The sequence below is a fragment of the Streptococcus sp. HMSC078H12 genome, assembly GCF_001814615.1.
In the GTDB taxonomy this organism is placed as follows: Bacteria; Bacillota; Bacilli; order Lactobacillales; family Streptococcaceae; genus Streptococcus; species Streptococcus salivarius_F.
In genome coordinates this window covers 253,951-272,497 of record NZ_KV817343.1, presented here as the reverse complement: position 1 = coordinate 272,497, position 18,547 = coordinate 253,951, and the positions used below count along the sequence as shown (strand labels likewise).

Genomic DNA, 18,547 nt, shown 5'->3' with positions numbered 1-18,547 from the left:
AATTATGGTATAATTTAGGGTGTAAAACAGTCTAAAAAGAGGTTTTTATGGAACATTCGACATGGCACAAGCTTCTGAAAGAGGAGCTGCCTGACCATTATTTTTCAAAGATAAATCAGTTTATGGACCAGGTTTATAGCCAGGGGACGGTTTATCCGCCACGTGACAAGGTTTTTAATGCCTTGTTGGAGACTCCGTTTGAAGAAGTGCGGGTGGTAATCCTTGGTCAGGACCCTTATCATGGGCCTCATCAAGCACAGGGACTTTCCTTCTCGGTACCTGATAGCCTTCCAGCTCCCCCGTCTTTGAAAAATATTCTCAAGGAATTAGAGGAAGATTTAGGTCCTAGATCCTTTCATGATTTAACGTCATGGGCAGAGCAGGGGGTGCTTTTGCTTAATGCCTGTCTAACAGTTCCAGCAGGTCAAGCAAATGGGCATGCCGGTCAGGTTTGGGAACCTTTTACAGATGCTGTGATTGAGGTTCTCAATCAAAAGGATACTCCTGTTGTCTTTATACTTTGGGGTGGCTATGCTCGTAAGAAGAAGGCACTAGTGACTAACTCTAAACATGCCATTATTGAGAGTGCCCATCCGAGTCCCTTGTCGGCCTATCGTGGTTTTTTTGGCAGCAAGCCATTTTCAAAAGCCAATGCCTACCTTGTATCTCAAGGCCAATCTCCAATTGATTGGTTGAAGTAAAATAGAAAGTTGGAAGATTATGTTACTGATTAAAAATGGTCGTGTTGTAGACCCTAAGTCTGGTTTGGATACGCGAGCTGATGTTCTTGTTGATGGTAAAAAAGTCGTTAAGATTGCTGAAAATATCGAGGCTGGAGATGCTCAAGTCATCGATGCGACTGGTCTTGTGGTTGCTCCTGGCTTGGTGGATATCCATGTTCACTTCCGTGAGCCGGGTCAAACTCATAAGGAAGACATTCATACTGGGGCCTTAGCAGCTGCTGCCGGTGGTTTTACAACAGTTGTAATGATGGCTAACACAAATCCAACGATCTCAGACAAGGAAACCTTGGAGGAGGTCTTGACTTCGGCAGCTAAGGAAAATATTCATGTTAAGTCTGTTGCGACTATTACTAAGAATTTTGATGGTGAAAACCTCACTGATTTCAAGGGTTTGCTTGAAGCTGGTGCTGTCGGATTCTCAGATGACGGTATTCCCTTGACCAATGCTGGGATTGTCAAAAAAGCCATGGAGTCAGCTAAAGAGAATAATACCTTTATCAGTCTTCACGAGGAGGATCCCAATCTTAATGGTATTCTCGGTTTCAATGAGAATATTGCTAAAAAAGAATTTCATATTTGTGGGGCAACTGGCGTAGCTGAGTACAGTATGATTGCGCGTGATGTCATGATTGCTTATGATACACAAGCACATGTTCATATTCAACACTTGTCAAAAGCTGAATCTGTAAAAGTCGTTGAGTTTGCTCAAAAACTTGGAGCTCAAGTTACTGCCGAAGTGGCACCGCAGCATTTCTCTAAGACTGAAGACCTCTTGCTCTCAAAAGGTGCTAATGCCAAGATGAACCCACCACTTCGTTTGGAATCTGACCGTCAGGCCGTTATCGAAGGGTTGAAATCTGGAGTTATCTCAGTTATTGCCACAGACCACGCGCCACACCATGCCGATGAAAAGAATGTCGATGATGTGACTAAAGCACCATCAGGAATGACTGGTCTTGAAACGTCTCTATCTCTTGGATTGACCTACTTGGTTGATGCAGGTCATTTGAATTTAATTGAGCTATTGAAAGTGATGACCAGCAATCCATCTGAGCTTTATGGCTTCGATGCCGGTTATTTGGCTGAAAATGGACCAGCTGACCTTGTGATTTTTGCAGATAAAGAAAAACGTCAGGTCACAGCAGACTTTAAGTCTAAAGCGGCCAATTCACCATTTGTCGGTGAAGAGCTTAAGGGAAGTGTCAAATACACTATCTGTGACGGTGAGATTGTTTATCAAGCCTAAATAGCAGATCAGAGCAGGGCACATCGAGACACTTGGTGTTGCACCTGCTTTTTTAGTCCTTAAAGGAGCAAAATGATGAAAAAGATACTGAAAGGTCTTGTTAAATACCTTGCTTTAACTGTTTTGTTAGCCTGTTTTCTGCCACTTTCTTTGCAACACGTTCAAGCTGACGAGGATGAGGTAGAGTATAGTCTACCTTCCTATGTTGGTCACCTTTCTATACATGATGATGGTAATGCAACGTTTACTCAGGAAGTGACTTATGATTTTGATAGTGACTATAAAGGTCAGTATGTAACCTTGGGGAAAATTGGTGGTTATTCTATTATGGATGATCCCAAGGTTTCAGCAACCGTAAATGGGAAAGAAAAAACAGATATTACAGTTGAAAAAACAGACTCTTATGATGGTGTTAAACTCAAAGTTTATAATTCAGGTTCAGATGGTGATAGGGTTGTTCTCAAAGTTACTTGGCAAATCCAACAGTTGTTGAATCTATATTCAGATATTGCAGTTTTAAATTGGTTTCCAATCTCTGATTGGGATAAAGGATTTGGACAGGTTGATTTCACAGTTGATGGTCTAGATGCAAGTCAAGGAGAGCTTTACGCTCACACTGGCTATTTTGGAAAAGACCCACAGGTTAAACGTACTGCTGCAGGTTATCAGGTTCATGTAGACAATTTACCATCATCAGGTAAATTGGAATTACATGCCTACTGGCCGATGACCAGTACTTTACGGGAAAATAATCAGGCTTATTTATTACATAAGACAAATGAGGCAGAGTTTCTAAAAAAAGAAAGAGATATCAAAAAGTCTAAAGAAAACTACCGACGCATTTTTTATGTCATTTTGCCACTTGTAATTTTAAGCTTTGTTCTTATTGGTATTTTCTGTTACCTTATTGTTCTTTATAGCACTAGAACGCCTTCTTTCCCTCGAGATGCACGTCTTTATGAAGCCCCTCAAGATTTAGCACCTTTGGTCTTAGCTAAGAATGTTTATAATCAGTCTTTCGATAAAACAGGGCTAAAAGAAGAAACGGGTCCTTTGAAGTTCAAATATATGGTGCAAGCTACCATCCTCGATTTGATTGATAGAGGTTATCTCACTTTTAGGCGAGAAGGTGATAGTAATATTCTGACACGTATTGAAAAGGAAGGTCTCTCTTCGTTTGAAGTGTCATTCTTGGATATGTTGTTTGATGGTCGCATGGAAATTAGAGATAGTGAAATGTTCTCGCGCTATTATCTTGATAAAGATGCTCTAGAAAAACAATTCAAGAGTGCTAGAACAAGCTATGAGCGAGAAACTATTCGCTCTCAGGGAAAACGTGTCAAATATCAATTCTCTAATGACGGCTATCAAGTAGCCAAAGGCGTTGAAAAAGAGGAATTTGCGCTAGGACTTCCTAAAATTTATAGAGATTTTAGTGCAAAAGAAAAGACATTTAACATATTGGGGGTAGCAGCTTTGGCACTTTCAATGATGCTTTGTATACTTTCAACTTTGTTCTTATTTGGTGCATTTGGATCAGGAGTTGGTTTTTACTATATTCTCGGACTACTACCTATAGCAGGACTTACCGTTTTATTCTGGTTCTTGGTGAAAAGACGTCGTCAGAGATGTCTTGATTCAACTCAAATTTCAACGTATTACCAGTGGCATAGCTTTAAAAATATGATTCAGAGTATTCCTAGCTTTAAAGAGTCAGAATTAGAATCTGTCATCCTATGGAATCGTATCTTGGTTTATGCGACACTCTATGGACAGGCGAAAAAAGTTAGTGATGTGCTAAAACGATACAACATTCACCTCAGTAATCCATCTCTAGATGAGTTTACTTATTCTGCGACACCATTTATTATGCTGAATAATGTCAATTATCTAGAATCTTATGTTTCTGCCTCAGATACCGTAAGTAGCTTTTCTATCAATTCAAATAGTGGTAGTGGCGGCTTTGGAGGCGGTGGCTTCTCTGGTGGTGGCGGAGGCGGCGGAGGCGGTGCCTTCTAAGCTACGCTAGTTGGAGTTTACTATCAATAGAGACACTCAGTCTATATGATCTTGGGTGTCTTTTTGTTTGGCGAATAATTCCTTTCATTCTAAACTGTTAGGAATTTTTAGTGTGAAGAGATATAAAGTAACAAAAAAAGAGCCATTGGCTCTTTTTTAATATGATCTTAATAACCAGGTTCAAAGATTTCAATAATTTGAGTCAGATAACCTGCATGTAAACCGATGCGATAGTCAACATTTGGCAAACTCTTTACTAAATCATTCAGTTCTTTATCTTTGATAACCTTATCAGCCAAAACTGGTAATTCAACAACAAGGAGTTGTGAGTGATCTAGTTGAAGGTAACTACTATTGACCTTGACATCAGGACGAAGTAGTTTAAATATCGCTCTATCCGAAGCTTGGAGCAGTTGATATAAATCGAGGTCAGATAAAGGAATCTCACCAAACTGAGGACTAATATTAATGGAAATATCGACATGTGACGCTCTCATTTCCAAAATACGATTTGAAAGAAAACTAGCTATTATTGGATTGCTAAGCCTATCCAAGTTTTCTTGAGTCTCTGGATTACCAATGCTAGTATTGTCTGTTTTATAAATCTCAAGTAGACTAGTAGCTTTGGCAGTATCTTCATTTTCCAAGGCAAGAGAAACCTCCTTGAGATTTTTCTTGAATAAGTCGAAGGACGTTTGCTTTTGCATAATAATCTGGATAAAGGCTTTGCTATAGTTAGTCATAGTACCCAACAATTTATGACGTTCTTTGTTCAGTCTATCGATAGATTGTTGGTGGACAGCCTGGTTCCAATTGTAAAAATCCCATAGTAGTAGGGCAATATAGAGAACTAAGATAACAGAACTATTAGGACTGACCTTGAAAACTATTTCAAATAAATTTTTAGGGTCATTTGCTGTTGGAAGAATACTGTTAAGACCATGGATAACAGTAAAGAAGACATAATAGACAGCTAGGAAGGCAGTGCTTCGCAACCAGTTACGTCTAGCCCAAGCTTCGTCAAGACTACTCATCTGATTTAGGTCTACAGCGAAGATTTTAAGCATTAGGTAAATGATTAATGGTGCTAAGATGTAGGTCAAGATATGTAAGTTAGTGTTGAGGGTAATATCACCTTTGATATGTAAGACGTGAGGGATAATGACAATTGAAAGTAGTCGTGTTGCCATATCAAAAAGGATAGTTGGATAAAAAGCGTAAAGCAATCGATGATAGAAAGAACGCTCTTTGACAAGGGCCAAATCAGCAACAAGGAAGAAAAGTGGGTCCACAACGATTTTTACGAGACTAAAGTAGGACGCTGCAACTACATAGGATAAAAATAGAAGTAAAAGGTGTCCTCGTAGTGGCTTTACCTTAGACATAGTCTGGTAGAGGTACCAAATAGAAATGAAACTAACGGCCTGTAAGAGAGGATTGATAATATTAGTAATCATTGTAACCTCCTTTAGTCATGTCAATTTCAATTTGTAAGCGATAAATCCCAGTACGTGTATTTGAAACAATGTTAACGTTTGGATAAGTAGATAGAATAGTATTGACGCGTTTTAGTTCAGGATCAGAGAAATCAGATGTAATAGCTGAATCTTCTTTAGTGCTTGAACTTTCAACGACAAAGTGTTGACTATCCTCATCCTTAAAATAAGCATAGCTAAGGTATTTCTGTTCACTATCTTGTGCTTGGTCAATGACATGATCCAAGATAGTTGATAGGACATATACCCAATCTAAAGGATAAATAGGATAAACGGTAATGGGTTCTGGAACCTCCATACTAACCCAAACCTCCAATTCTTTTGCCTTTAGAAATTTAGCTTCAAAGAGGACTCGCAAATCAGGGAGTTTAATATTTTCAAGTTTATCTCGATAAAAATGATCAATCTTCTTATCTAACGGATTCGGAGTCAGCAAGTAGTCAATTAACTCCTGAGCCTCCTCGTTTTGTTGGAAACGGATGATATCGTAGAGATTTTCAGCTTCGTCTTTGATGAAGAGTTCTTGGCTAGTTTTTTTCTGGTACCAAGTATTGATGTTCTGGCTTGATTTTTGAAGAAGCAGAGAATGTTCCTCTTGAGCTGCTTGTGTTTGTGCACTGAGGTCCTTTCTATAGAGATTAACCTGTCCAGATAGAATCAGAGCTGTAATAATAAGAAAGGCAATGGTAAAGTGAATGTCTGTTGAAAGAAGTTCAGAAGCAAAGTAAATAATGGCTAGAGCACAAAGAGCAACAGAGGTTGATTTGTACCATGGTCTTGCTTTGTCAATTTGCATCATTCGAGAGTAGTCCACTTGAAGAAGGGCATTTTGAGCGAACCATAGCAAAAACGCAAGCAAAAGAATAAATGGACCAGCAAAATAATAATCTAGGACAGAAGGGAAAAAGATTGGAATAATCAGGAAAATTACCAGTCTCACCATTAAGGCAAAGGTGAAAGGTATGAAGGAAGTCTCCAAAATGGTATGTCTCAGATTTTTGTAGGATTTGTTAGCTAGAAAGAGCACAAGTGCAATAAAACCAGATTTTGGAAAGTAAATACCAAAATAACTAGAGGCAAAAATGACTAAAGCTGCTAAAATAAGAATCCAGTATCTTAAAGGCCTTTTCGTAGTTACCTTGAAGATAACAATTTGTAAAATAAAAGCTATACATGCCGTAAGCCCGTGAACGATGACGTCACTCAATATCAAATATTCTCCTATTCGGGTAAAATCTATACAATCATGCTATTATACCATATCGCAAACAAAAAGAGCATACGAATTGCCTATAAGTGATAAAGATGTAAGGCTTTTCATTTTTCAAGCATATTTCTTGCCCATTAAGTTTTTTTAACCTATCCTAGATGTATAGTAAAATTTCGATAGAGGAGATCGATATGGTAAAACTTTCTAAAGAGACACATCTTGAGATGTTCACTAAAATGGAACGTATCCGTGAATTTGATTCACGTATTAATAAATTGGTTCGTCGTGGTTTTGTTCAAGGAATGACTCACTTTTCAGTTGGTGAGGAAGCAGCCAACGTTGGGGCTGTTCAACACTTGAGCTATGACGATATCTTCTTTTCAAATCACCGTGGTCATGGACAATCTATTGCCCAAGACATGGATTTGAATAAAATGATGGCGGAGCTTGCAGGTAAGGCGACAGGTGTTTCTAAGGGCCGTGGTGGTTCTATGCACTTGGCTGACTTTGAAAAAGGTAACTACGGAACTAACGGTATTGTTGGTGGTGGTTATGCTCTTGCCGTAGGTGCAGCTCTCACTCAGCAATACAAAGAAACAGGAAACATTGTTGTGGCCTTTTCAGGAGATGGTGCAACTAATGAAGGCTCATTCCATGAGTCAGTCAATATGGCAGCTACTTGGAAATTGCCGGTTATCTTCTTTATCATCAATAACCGTTATGGTATCTCAATGGATATTCATAAAGCTACAAACACACCTCACCTTTATACACGTGCGGAAGCTTATGGTATTCCTGGTTTTTACTGTGAAGATGGTAACGATGTTTTGGCTGTATACGAAACAATGGGCAAGGCTGTTGAGCATGTCCGTGGTGGCAACGGTCCCGCTATCGTTGAGGTAGAATCTTACCGTTGGTTTGGTCACTCAACTGCTGATGCGGGTGTTTACCGTACTAAGGAAGAAGTTGACGAGTGGAAGAACAATAACGATCCTATTATTAAATACCGTGACTATCTCGTTGCTGAAAATATCGCAAGCGCTGAAGAGTTAGATGCTATCCAAAGCCAAGTTAAGGCAGAGGTTGATGCAGCTTATGAGTTCGCCCAAAATAGCCCAGATCCAGAACTTTCAGTTGCCTTTGAAGATGTATGGGTAGACTAAAGAGAAAGGTTGAGGAATACAAGTATGAGTGAAACAAAATTGATGGCCTTGCGTGAGGCAGTAAACCTTGCTATGAGCGAGGAAATGCGTAAAGACGAAAATATCTTCCTTATGGGTGAAGATGTTGGTATCTATGGTGGTGACTTCGGTACATCAGTTGGTATGTTGGCAGAGTTTGGTGAAAAACGTGTTAAAGATACACCAATTTCAGAGGCAGCTATCGCTGGTGCAGCTGTTGGGTCTGCCATTACAGGTCTTCGTCCAATCGTTGACTTGACTTTCATGGACTTCATCACGATTGCCCTTGACGCTATCGTTAATAATGGCGCAAAAAACAACTACATGTTTGGTGGTGGTTTGAAGACTCCTGTAACCTTCCGTGTAGCTTCTGGTTCAGGGATTGGTTCTGCCGCACAGCACTCACAATCTCTTGAGTCATGGTTGACTCACATTCCAGGGATTAAAGTGGTTGCTCCAGGTAATGCTAACGATGCTAAAGGTCTTTTGAAATCTGCTATTCAAGATAATAATATTGTTATCTTCATGGAACCAAAAGCACTTTACGGTAAGAAAGAGGAAGTAACACAAGATCCTGATTTCTACATTCCACTTGGAAAAGGTGAAATCAAGCGTGAAGGAACTGACCTTACTATTGTCACATATGGTCGTATGTTGGAACGTGTTCTTAAGGCTGCTGAAGAGGTGGCTGAACAAGGTATCAATGTTGAGGTTGTTGACCCACGTACGCTTATCCCACTTGATAAGGAATTGATTTTCGAGTCAGTTAAGAAGACTGGTAAACTTATGTTGGTCAATGATGCTTATAAGACTGGTGGATTCATCGGTGAGATTGCCGCTATGGTTACAGAAAGTGAAGCATTTGATTACCTTGACCACCCAATTGTACGTTTGGCAAGTGAAGATGTGCCTGTACCTTATGCGCGTGTCTTGGAACAAGCGGTTCTTCCAGATGTTGAAAAGATTAAGGCTGCTATTATCAAGATGGCCAATAAAGGAAACTAACTTTCTAGCGACGGTTAAGTGATATTTCTCGCTAGTAAAATGTGTTTCTTGTTTTAACTGTGGGAGTATCGGAAATTATAATTTAAAGTAGAAAGGAGAGGGCGTTAAAGCGTTTGAGTTGATTTGAACTCGAACGAAATGCTTCGGAATTTAGATAGTTTTACTTGTGTGCAAGCACACTAACGTAAAACTCCTAAAATTCTGTCGCATTTTAGCGTTCTTAGTATCATAAAATATGGCTTTTGAGATTATTATGCCTAAGCTTGGTGTGGACATGCAGGAAGGCGAAATCATCGAGTGGAAAAAACAAGAGGGTGATGTGGTTAATGAGGGAGATATCCTTCTTGAAATCATGTCAGATAAGACGAACATGGAACTTGAAGCAGAAGATTCTGGTGTTCTTTTGAAGATTACCCGTCAGGCTGGTGAAACTGTACCAGTTACTGAGGTTATTGGTTATATTGGAGCAGAAGGTGAAGTGGTAGCTGACAACGCAGCTAGCGCGCCAGCTGCTGAACCTGCGCCAAAAGTTGAAGAAGTTGCCGCTGTAGCAGAGCCTGTAGTGGCAGCGCAAACGCAAGCACCTATCGTTCACGAAGGCGGCAAAGTACGTGCAACACCTAAGGCTCGTAAGGTGGCGCGTGAGTTGGGGATTGACCTCGCTCAAGTACCAGGAACTGGAGCAAAAGGTCGTGTTCATGCTGATGACGTTGAAAACTTTAAGGGTGCTCAACCTAAGGCGACTCCATTGGCACGTAAGATTGCAGCGGATCTTGGTATTGACTTAGCTAGCGTATCTGGAACAGGCTTTGGTGGTAAGATTACTAAGGAAGATATCCTTGCAATCAGTGCTCCAGCGCAAGTTAAGGAAGCGGCTGCTGCTCCTGTGGTTGAAGCTAAACCTGAAAAAGTCTTGCCAGAAGGTGTGGAAGTTATCCCAATGTCTGCTATGCGTAAGGCTATTTCTAAGGGAATGACGCACTCATACTTGACTGCACCAACCTTTACTCTTAACTATGACGTGGACATGACTAACCTAATGGCTCTTCGTAAGCAAGTCCTTGATCCAATCATGAATAAGACTGGCATGAAGGTAACCTTCACTGATTTGATTGGTTTGGCAGTTGTGCGTACTCTTATGAAAGAGGAACACCGTTACCTCAACGCATCCTTGATTGACGATGCGCAAAATATCGAATTACACAAATTTGTTAATCTCGGTATTGCCGTTGGTCTCGATGATGGCTTGATTGTACCTGTCGTTCACGGTGCAGATAAGATGAGTTTGTCTGAGTTTGTTGTGGCTTCTAAGGATGTCATCAAGAAGGCTCAGGCTGGTAAATTGAAGGCTGCAGAAATGTCAGGTTCAACCTTCTCTATTACTAACTTGGGAATGTTTGGAACTAAGTCATTTAACCCAATCATCAACCAACCAAACTCAGCTATCCTTGGTGTTTCAGCAACTATTCAAACTCCAGTTGTTGTTGATGGAGAAGTTGTCGTACGACCAATCATGGGTCTATGCTTGACAATTGACCACCGTATCGTAGATGGTATGAATGGTGCCAAATTCATGGTTGATTTGAAACATTTGATTGAAAATCCTATGGAATTGTTGATTTAAGAAAAAAATATCTGAAAACTGAAGTTTTAATAGAAAGGAGAGGGCGAACCAGAGGGTATAACTGAACCCGAGCGGAAAGCTTGGAAAATAGACCGTCTGTCTACGTCAGCAGGCTGACATGTCAGACGCCTAATTTTCAGTCGCTTTCTGGTCGCTCTTGGTATCTTATAAATGGCTTTTGAGATTATTATGCCTAAGCTTGGTGTGGACATGCAGGAAGGCGAAATCATCGAGTGGAAAAAACAAGAGGGTGATGTGGTTAATGAGGGAGATATTCTTCTTGAAATCATGTCAGATAAAACGAACATGGAACTTGAAGCAGAGGATTCTGGTGTTCTTTTGAAAATTACTCGTCAGGCTGGTGAAACAGTGCCAGTTACTGAGGTTATTGGTTATATTGGAGCAGAAGGTGAAGTTGTGGCTGACAAGGCAGCTGGCGCAACTGTTGCTGAAGCAACTGCTCAGTTGGAATCAGCTGGTCTTGAAGTTCCTAAAGCTCCTGCCCAAGCTGCTCCAGCAGCTGCTGCAGAAAAAGCACCGCTTGCTGACAATGAGTACGATATTATCGTTGTTGGTGGTGGTCCTGCTGGTTACTATTCTGCCATTCGTGGTGCACAACTTGGTGGTAAGGTTGCCATCGTTGAAAAATCTGAATTTGGTGGAACATGTTTGAATAAAGGATGTATCCCAACTAAGACCTATCTTAAAAATGCAGAAATCCTTGATGGACTTAAGATTGCTGCAGGTCGTGGTATTAACCTAGCGTCAACAAACTACACTATCGATATGGATAAGACAGTTGACTTTAAGAACTCTGTTGTTAAGACTCTTACTGGTGGTGTTCAAGGTCTTTTGAAGGCTAACAAGGTCACTATTTTTAACGGTCTTGGTCAAGTTAATCCAGATAAGACAGTTACTATTGGTTCAGAAACAATCAAGGGACGTAATATCATCCTTGCGACTGGATCAAAAGTATCTCGTATCAATATTCCTGGTATTGAGTCACAACTTGTGATGACATCAGATGATATCCTTGATTTGCGTGAATTGCCTAAATCACTTGCTGTTATGGGTGGTGGTGTCGTTGGTATCGAGCTTGGTCTTGTTTATGCCTCATATGGTGTAGAAGTGACTGTTGTTGAGATGGCTGACCGCATTATTCCTGCTATGGATAAAGAAGTATCTCTTGAACTTCAAAAAATCCTTGCTAAGAAGGGTATGAAGATCATGACATCTGTTGGGGTTTCTGAGATTGTAGAAGCTAACAACCAATTGACCCTTAAACTTAATAATGGTGAAGAAATTGTTGCGGATCGTGCCCTTCTTTCAATCGGTCGTGTCCCTCAATTGGATGGTCTTGAAAATCTTAACCTTGAACTTGACCGTGGTCGTATCAAAGTTAATGCTTATCAAGAAACATCAATCCCAGGAATCTACGCACCAGGTGATGTTAACGGAACTAAGATGCTTGCTCACGCGGCTTACCGTATGGGTGAAGTTGCAGCTGAAAATGCTATGCGTGGCAATGTCCGTAAGGCTCACCTTGACTACACACCAGCAGCTGTCTATACACACCCAGAAGTTGCAATGTGTGGTCTTACTGAAGAAGATGCACGCGCTAAATACGGTGATGTTCTCGTTGGTAAATCAAGCTTCGCTGGTAACGGGCGTGCCATTGCTTCAAACGAAGCTCAAGGTTTTGTTAAAGTCGTTGCAGATGCGAAGTACCATGAAATCCTTGGGGTTCATATTATCGGTCCAGCCGCAGCTGAATTGATTAACGAAGCCTCAACAATTATGGAAAATGAATTGACTGTAGATGAACTCTTGCAATCTATCCACGGTCACCCAACCTTCTCTGAAAACATGTATGAAGCCTTTGCTGACGTACTTGGAGAAGCTATCCATAACCCACCAAAACGTAAATAAAGCTGATAAAATTCTCGGACAGATGTTCGGGGATTTTTCTTTTGTCACACATTTTCATCTTTAGCTATATCTCGCAAATTTCTTTGGATTTTTAGTGTTAAATACGAATAGGTAGTTAAAGGGTTTTCAAATAAGATATATCGCAATTTTTGGAGCGTTTAGAATTTTATAATATTTCTGCCTTATTTAGAAAACCTTTAATAATGACCTTTCCATTAGAGTTTTTCTATGGTAAAATGGTTGACGTATTAAAAATGCAAAAGGAAAGTTAAATGCGAACAAAAGATTTTATCTACTATGCCAGTGCGGCTGTTCTTTTAGCTGTGACAACTCAGGTTGCTCAGGCAGATGAAGTGGCGACACAAACGCCTTCTGTTACTGAAGGAAATCAGTATCAACCTGCGACAGCGGCTGAGATTTTTGGTGGAGAAGCAGCCTTGCCTGCAACTCCTAGTTCAACTGTTTCAGCACCCGTAGCTACGAGTGAGGTGGCAAAACCTAGTGCTCCTGCGGTATCTACCTCACTTGCACCACAAAGTTCAGAGGCTGTAACAACTGCGGCATCAACTTCAGTAGCTAACTCTACTGTTGCTGTGACTTCAACTTCAGTAACATCTTCAGTTGTTAGTTCAGAAAGTGCAACAGCTTCTACAAGTGCGACAAGTTCGGAAACGTCAAACAGCGCTGTAGCAACACCTGCTAAATTGACGAATTCTACGGATGTTCCTTCGCCAACGCTTAAGGTGCAACCAAAGACTTTTATCGATGTCAGCAGCCATAATGGTGATATCAGTGTAGATGACTATCGTGCTCTTGCACGCCAAGGTGTGGGTGGTGTCGTTGTCAAGTTGACTGAGGACACTTGGTACAACAACCCTAAAGCACCATCACAAGTTCGCAATGCTCAAATTGCTGGTCTTCAAGTATCAACCTATCATTTTTCTCGATACACAACTGAGGAAGAAGCACGTGCAGAAGCTCGTTTCTATATCCAAGCTGCACAAAAACTAAACCTTCCAAAGAGTACTGTTATGGTTAATGATTTCGAAGACTCTAAGATGCTTCCAAATATCAACCGTAACACTCAAGCTTGGGTTAATGAAATGCGTAAGCATGGATACAACAACTTGATGTTCTATACAAGTGCCAGCTGGTTGGATGAGAACAATCTAGGCTACCGTGGACCGGTATCAACCTCTCAATTTGGGATTGAGAATTTCTGGGTTGCCCAGTATCCATCAACAACTCTTACAGCAACAAGTGCTAAGAACATGCGCTATAATGCCAAAACTGGTGCATGGCAGTTTTCAGCTACTGCTAATCTCTTGCCAGGTAAACATGTCTTTGACCATAGCGTGGACTATACAGGACGTTTCACAGCTAATGCCAGTGCTGAGGTTGATGCCACTCAAGGCGATTTGAGTGGAACCATTTCTATTGTCAATAACAATCCAACTCTTGGTAGCTTTGATGTTGTCATCTCTAATGTTAAGGCACCAAACGGTGTTGAAACTGTCTCTGTTCCAATTTGGTCAGAAATTAATGGCCAAGATGACATTATCTGGTATACGGCTGACCGTCAAAACAACGGAACTTATACAGTAAACGTTAAAGCTTCAGCTCATAAAAACTCAACCGGTCTTTATAACATCCATCTTTATTATATTCAAAAAGATGGTCAAATGACGGGTGTTGGTGGTACAACTACGCAAGTCTTCATTGGTAAGACACCGGAGCAGTTGAAACCAAAAGCAAGTTTTGCTATTGAAAATAATAATGCTAAGGCAGGAACTTTTGACGCCGTTATCACTAATATCTCAGCACCACTAGGTGTTAAAGAAGTGTTAGTCCCATCATGGAGCCTTGAAAATGGTCAAGACGACCTTATTTGGCATAAGGCAACCAAGCAAAATGATGGTAGCTATCGTGTAACCATTAAGGCAAGTGAGCATAAGGGCAATAAAGGGAATTACCGTGCTGATGCCTACATCGTGGACAACGCTAACAATCGTCATTATATTGCTGAAAAAGTAGTGTCTGTAGATTATGCTCGACCAAGTGGTGTCCTTACGATTGAAAACAACAATACTGCAGCAGGTACTTTTGATGCTGTTGTTCGTAATATTGTTGCTCCTACAGGTTTGAAAGAGGTTCTTGTTCCTTCATGGAGTTTAGCTGGTGGTCAAGATGACCTTATCTGGCATAAGGCAACTCGTCAAGCCGACGGTTCTTACCGAGTGACCATCAAGGCAACGGATCATAAGAATTCAACTGGTAAATACCGTGCTGATGCCTACATTGTAGATGACTCTAACAAACGTTTCTATCTCACTGAAAAAGTGGTAGAAGTTACGCAAACTCGCCCTAGTGCAAGTCTCGTTATTGAAAATAATAATGCTGATTTAGGTACTTTTGACGCTGTTATTCGCAATATCGTTGCACCTAATGGGGTTAAGGAAGTCTTAGTTCCATCATGGAGCTTGGTTAACGGACAAGATGATCTGGTTTGGCACAAAGCTAGTCGCCAATCTGATGGTAGCTATCGTGTTACTATTAAGGCTAGTGAGCATAAGAATTCCCTAGGAAATTACCGTGCTGACCTTTATATCGTAGATAATGCCAACCAACGTCATTATGTCACTGAAACAATTGTAGATGTAAAACATAATAAACCAGTAGGTACTATTTCAGTAGTTAATAACAATAAAGACACTGGTACTTTTGATGTCATTATCAGTGATGTTTATAGTCCTAAAGGTGTTCGTACTGTTCAAGTGCCTATTTGGTCTGAAAAAGACGGTCAGGATGATATTATTTGGTATGAGGCGACCCGCCAAGCGAATGGCACTTATACGGTAAATGTTCAAGCTACTAAGCATAAAAACTCAACAGGTTTGTACAATATTCATTTGTACTACATTTTAAATGATGGGTCACAAGTTGGTGTCGGTGGCACAACGACGACAGTTGAATTCCGTAATGCTAAGACTAAGACGCAAACCTATATCACTAATGTTAACTCAGAAGCAGGTAGTTTTACAGTTGTAGTTGATCAAGCGCCACAAGGACGTCAGATTAAGAATATCCGTGTAGCTGTATGGTCAGAAAGCAACCAAGGAAACCTTTCTTGGTACAATACGGCACCTACTGGAACACATACTGAAATCAATGTTTCGACTGTTAATCATAAGAATCTCATCGGTAACTATACGACTCATGTTTATGTAGACTATGTAGACAATACTGAAGACGGATTTAACCTTGGTGAGACAGCTCTTGCTCCACGTAATCGTCGTGTTGAGCCTCAGACGACTTATTATTCTCAACGTGATCCTCGTTGGGCTTCTAAGTGGTATGGTGTCAGCAATATGGACCAGTCAGGCTGTGTTCCAACATCACTTGCCATGACTTTTACAGATATTTTGGGAACAGTAATTGCACCAAAGACAGTTGCGGATTATTTGTACTACAATACAAACTCATTCAATAAAACATCAGTTGCTGGTACAGACGCGGATGGTATTGTATTAGCAAGTAAAAATTGGGGTCTCAAGAGCAACATGCTTTCAAGCATTGCTAACATTGCTTCAGCTTTGATGTCAGGCCAACATGTTCTGGCAGCAGTAGGAGCGAGCCAATTCATCAATTATCCTTACACGCACGAAATCGTGCTTCATGGCTATGACAATGGTAAAACTTATGTTCGTGATCCATTTAATGCCAATAACAATGGCTGGTATTCATTGGATTACATTCATGGTGTTCAGAGTCGAGATGCAATGGATACTAAGCTTGGTGCACCATTCTTCTCAATCTTTGCTTAATCTCTTAATGAAAGGTCTTTAGAAGGTAACTTCTAAGGGCTTTTTTTGGTGTACATTCTTGATAGTCATATTTTATTTTCACCTATTTTCAGAATATTATATACATGTTTGAAATCTCTTGTTTATAGGCTTTTAGATTCTTTATTTGGATAAGATTGATACTTTTAGTATGTAAACTACTTATTTTTTTATCATTTTTATAGTTTTTTTAGAGAATTATCACTTTTGCTCTATTCGTAAGACATTTTCTATGGTAAAATGGGTGACGTATTAAAAAGTGTCAAAGGAAAGTTAAATGCGAACAAAAGATTTTATCTACTATGCCAGTGCAGCTTTTCTCATGGCGGTGACCACTCAGGTGGCCAGTGCTGATGAGGTGGCTACTCAAATGCCTACGGTTACTGAAGGGAACCAGTATCAACCTGCGACAGCAGCAGAAATTTTTGGTGGTGGGGCAGTTCTTGCACAAGAGTCACCATCAGCAAGACCAAGTTCAACTGTTGCGGAAACACCTACAGCCACAAGTGAAGTAGCAAACTCAAGTGCTCCACAAGTTAGTCAAGCAAGCTCAACAACGATTGTAGCATCTGAATCAAGAGTCATTGCCTCTGAATCTGTAGTTCAGGCGAACACAGTAGCGAGTTCAGAAAATGCGACGGTACCGACTGCTTCTGAGGTTTCAAGCAATACCGTGGCTGAACCTGCTAAGTTGACTCATTCTCATGATACTGATGTTCTAAAACCTAAGGCAAGCTTCTCAATTGAGAACAACAACAAGGTCACTGGTACATTTGATGCAGTGGTTCGAGATATTGTGGCACCCTTGGGTGTTAAAGAGGTTCTTGTCCCATCATGGAGTCTAGCCAATGGTCAAGATGACTTGATTTGGCATAAGGCAGCCAAGCAAATGGACGGCTCTTATCGTGTAACCATTAAGGCGGTAGATCACAAGGGTGAGGCTGGCAATTACCGTGCAGATGCCTATGTTGTTGACCGAACAAATAAGAGACATTATATTTCTGAGAAAGTAGTATCTGTTAATTACGCTCGTCCAAGTGCAAGCCTAACGATTGAAAATAATAATGCAGCTACAGGCACTTTTGACTCTGTGGTGAAAAATATCATTGCCCCTACAGGTGTGAAAGAAATCTTAGTACCGTCATGGAGTCTCGTTGGTGGTCAAGATGATTTGATTTGGCATAAGGCGACGAAGCAAGCAGATGGTTCTTACCGAGCTACCATTAAGGCAAGTGATCACAAAAATTCAACTGGTAAATATCGTGCAGATGCTTATATCGTAGATAATTTTAACAAGCGTTTCTACTTGACTGAAAAAGTTGTGGAAGTTAGCCAATCTCGACCAAGTGCAAGCCTAACGATTGAAAATAATAATGCAACAACAGGCACTTTTGATGCAGTGGTTCGTAATATTGTTGCACCAAATGGCTTGAAGGAAGTCTTGGTCCCATCATGGAGTCTTGTTAATGGACAGGATGATTTGGTTTGGCATAAGGCAAGTAAGCAAGCAGACGGAAGCTATCGTGTGACGATTAAGGTTTCAGATCACAAACATTCAACTGGTAAATACAGAGCGGATGTTTATCTCGTCGATAAGGATGACAACCGTCAGTATTTGACTGAGACCGTGGTTGATGTCACTGAAACTAAGCCAAGTGGTAGTATTTCTATCTTAAATAACAATGGCGCTGGCACTTTTGATGTGGTCATCAGAGATGTTTATAGCCCTAAGGGTGTCCGAACGGTTCAAGTTCCAGTCTGGTCTGAGGCTGATGGTCAAGACGATATTCGTTGGTATGAAGCGACACGTCAAACAGATGGTAATTACAAGGTTACTGTTCAAGTAGACAACCACAAAAACGTAACTGGTCTTTATAATGTTCATCTTTACTATGTCCAAAACGACGGTTCACAAATCGGTGTGGGAGGCACGCAAACAAAAGTTACTTTGTCAGATCCCAAAGCGGACCTTGCCATCACTGGTCTCAACAATGCTACGGGTAGCTATGATCTTGTCATTTCAAATTTAGTTGCGCCACGAGGTTTCAAAGAAGTATTGGTTCCAACCTGGTCAGAAAAGAATGGTCAAGATGATATCATCTGGTACAAGGCAGCTAAGCAAGCTAATGGAGCCTATAAGGTAACCGTTCGTTCAAGCAATCATAAGGGTGATAGCGGCCTTTATAACTCTCATGTCTATTTGGTTGACAATGATGGTAAATACATTGGCCTAGGTGGCAAACAAGTGACAC

The 18,547-nt window shown here is 40.6% G+C and carries 11 protein-coding genes; 9 read left to right on the top strand and 2 right to left on the bottom strand.

Features of this window, described 5'->3' with window-relative positions:
- The first annotated feature begins 47 nt into the window (after positions 1-47).
- The 3 genes from HMPREF2979_RS08990 (at position 48) to HMPREF2979_RS08980 (ending at position 4,008) form a co-directional block, all read left to right on the top strand.
- Positions 48-701 (top strand): uracil-DNA glycosylase, encoded by a 654-nt coding sequence (locus tag HMPREF2979_RS08990; RefSeq protein WP_070656337.1) that lies wholly within the window; start codon positions 48-50, stop codon positions 699-701.
- Between the two features lie 19 nt (positions 702-720).
- The gene (locus tag HMPREF2979_RS08985; protein WP_070656334.1) at positions 721-1,989 is read left to right on the top strand and encodes a dihydroorotase; all 1,269 of its coding nucleotides are present in this window, start codon (positions 721-723) and stop codon (positions 1,987-1,989) included.
- 75 nt (positions 1,990-2,064) lie between these two features.
- Positions 2,065-4,008 carry a DUF2207 domain-containing protein gene (locus HMPREF2979_RS08980; protein ID WP_070656331.1) on the top strand — a complete coding sequence of 648 codons (1,944 nt, stop codon included), beginning with the start codon at positions 2,065-2,067 and terminating at the stop codon, positions 4,006-4,008.
- A gap of 167 nt (positions 4,009-4,175) precedes the next feature.
- Here the strand turns inward: HMPREF2979_RS08980 and HMPREF2979_RS08975 are convergent, their stop codons facing one another.
- Together HMPREF2979_RS08975 and HMPREF2979_RS08970 are read right to left on the bottom strand one after the other, a co-directional pair.
- Positions 4,176-5,465: a hypothetical protein gene (locus HMPREF2979_RS08975; protein WP_070656328.1), complete on the bottom strand. Its 1,290-nt coding sequence runs from the start codon at positions 5,463-5,465 to the stop codon at positions 4,176-4,178.
- The gene (locus tag HMPREF2979_RS08970; RefSeq protein ID WP_261787327.1) at positions 5,455-6,717 is read right to left on the bottom strand and encodes an ATP-binding protein; all 1,263 of its coding nucleotides are present in this window, start codon (positions 6,715-6,717) and stop codon (positions 5,455-5,457) included. The genes HMPREF2979_RS08975 and HMPREF2979_RS08970 overlap by 11 nt, the downstream gene beginning before the upstream one ends.
- A gap of 188 nt (positions 6,718-6,905) precedes the next feature.
- Between HMPREF2979_RS08970 and HMPREF2979_RS08965 the strand changes: the two genes are divergently transcribed.
- From HMPREF2979_RS08965 to HMPREF2979_RS08940, 6 genes are all read left to right on the top strand, one after another.
- Entirely contained in the window at positions 6,906-7,877 is a 972-nt protein-coding gene (locus tag HMPREF2979_RS08965) for a thiamine pyrophosphate-dependent dehydrogenase E1 component subunit alpha (protein ID WP_002884921.1), read from the top strand.
- A 24-nt stretch (positions 7,878-7,901) separates the two neighbouring features.
- On the top strand, positions 7,902-8,900 hold the full coding sequence (locus HMPREF2979_RS08960) for an alpha-ketoacid dehydrogenase subunit beta (RefSeq protein WP_013990622.1): 999 nt from the start codon (positions 7,902-7,904) through the stop codon (positions 8,898-8,900).
- A gap of 235 nt (positions 8,901-9,135) precedes the next feature.
- Positions 9,136-10,524 (top strand): dihydrolipoamide acetyltransferase, encoded by a 1,389-nt coding sequence (locus tag HMPREF2979_RS08955; protein ID WP_013990621.1) that lies wholly within the window; start codon positions 9,136-9,138, stop codon positions 10,522-10,524.
- A 171-nt stretch (positions 10,525-10,695) separates the two neighbouring features.
- On the top strand, positions 10,696-12,453 hold the full coding sequence (gene lpdA, locus HMPREF2979_RS08950; RefSeq protein WP_070656323.1) for a dihydrolipoyl dehydrogenase: 1,758 nt from the start codon (positions 10,696-10,698) through the stop codon (positions 12,451-12,453).
- A 272-nt stretch (positions 12,454-12,725) separates the two neighbouring features.
- On the top strand, positions 12,726-16,277 hold the full coding sequence (locus HMPREF2979_RS08945) for a GBS Bsp-like repeat-containing protein (protein ID WP_070656321.1): 3,552 nt from the start codon (positions 12,726-12,728) through the stop codon (positions 16,275-16,277).
- 295 nt (positions 16,278-16,572) lie between these two features.
- Positions 16,573-18,547, top strand: a 1,975-nt coding sequence (locus HMPREF2979_RS08940; protein WP_070656319.1) for a GBS Bsp-like repeat-containing protein, incomplete at its 3' end; no start/stop codon positions are given.

Coding starts and splice junctions, on each gene's coding strand:
- HMPREF2979_RS08975 (WP_070656328.1), bottom strand. CDS start 5,465: ATGATTACTAATATTATCAATCCTCTCTTACAGGCCGTTAGTTTCATT.
- HMPREF2979_RS08955 (WP_013990621.1), top strand. CDS start 9,136: ATGGCTTTTGAGATTATTATGCCTAAGCTTGGTGTGGACATGCAGGAA.
- HMPREF2979_RS08965 (WP_002884921.1), top strand. CDS start 6,906: ATGGTAAAACTTTCTAAAGAGACACATCTTGAGATGTTCACTAAAATG.
- HMPREF2979_RS08990 (WP_070656337.1), top strand. CDS start 48: ATGGAACATTCGACATGGCACAAGCTTCTGAAAGAGGAGCTGCCTGAC.
- HMPREF2979_RS08960 (WP_013990622.1), top strand. CDS start 7,902: ATGAGTGAAACAAAATTGATGGCCTTGCGTGAGGCAGTAAACCTTGCT.
- HMPREF2979_RS08980 (WP_070656331.1), top strand. CDS start 2,065: ATGAAAAAGATACTGAAAGGTCTTGTTAAATACCTTGCTTTAACTGTT.
- lpdA (WP_070656323.1), top strand. CDS start 10,696: ATGGCTTTTGAGATTATTATGCCTAAGCTTGGTGTGGACATGCAGGAA.
- HMPREF2979_RS08985 (WP_070656334.1), top strand. CDS start 721: ATGTTACTGATTAAAAATGGTCGTGTTGTAGACCCTAAGTCTGGTTTG.
- HMPREF2979_RS08945 (WP_070656321.1), top strand. CDS start 12,726: ATGCGAACAAAAGATTTTATCTACTATGCCAGTGCGGCTGTTCTTTTA.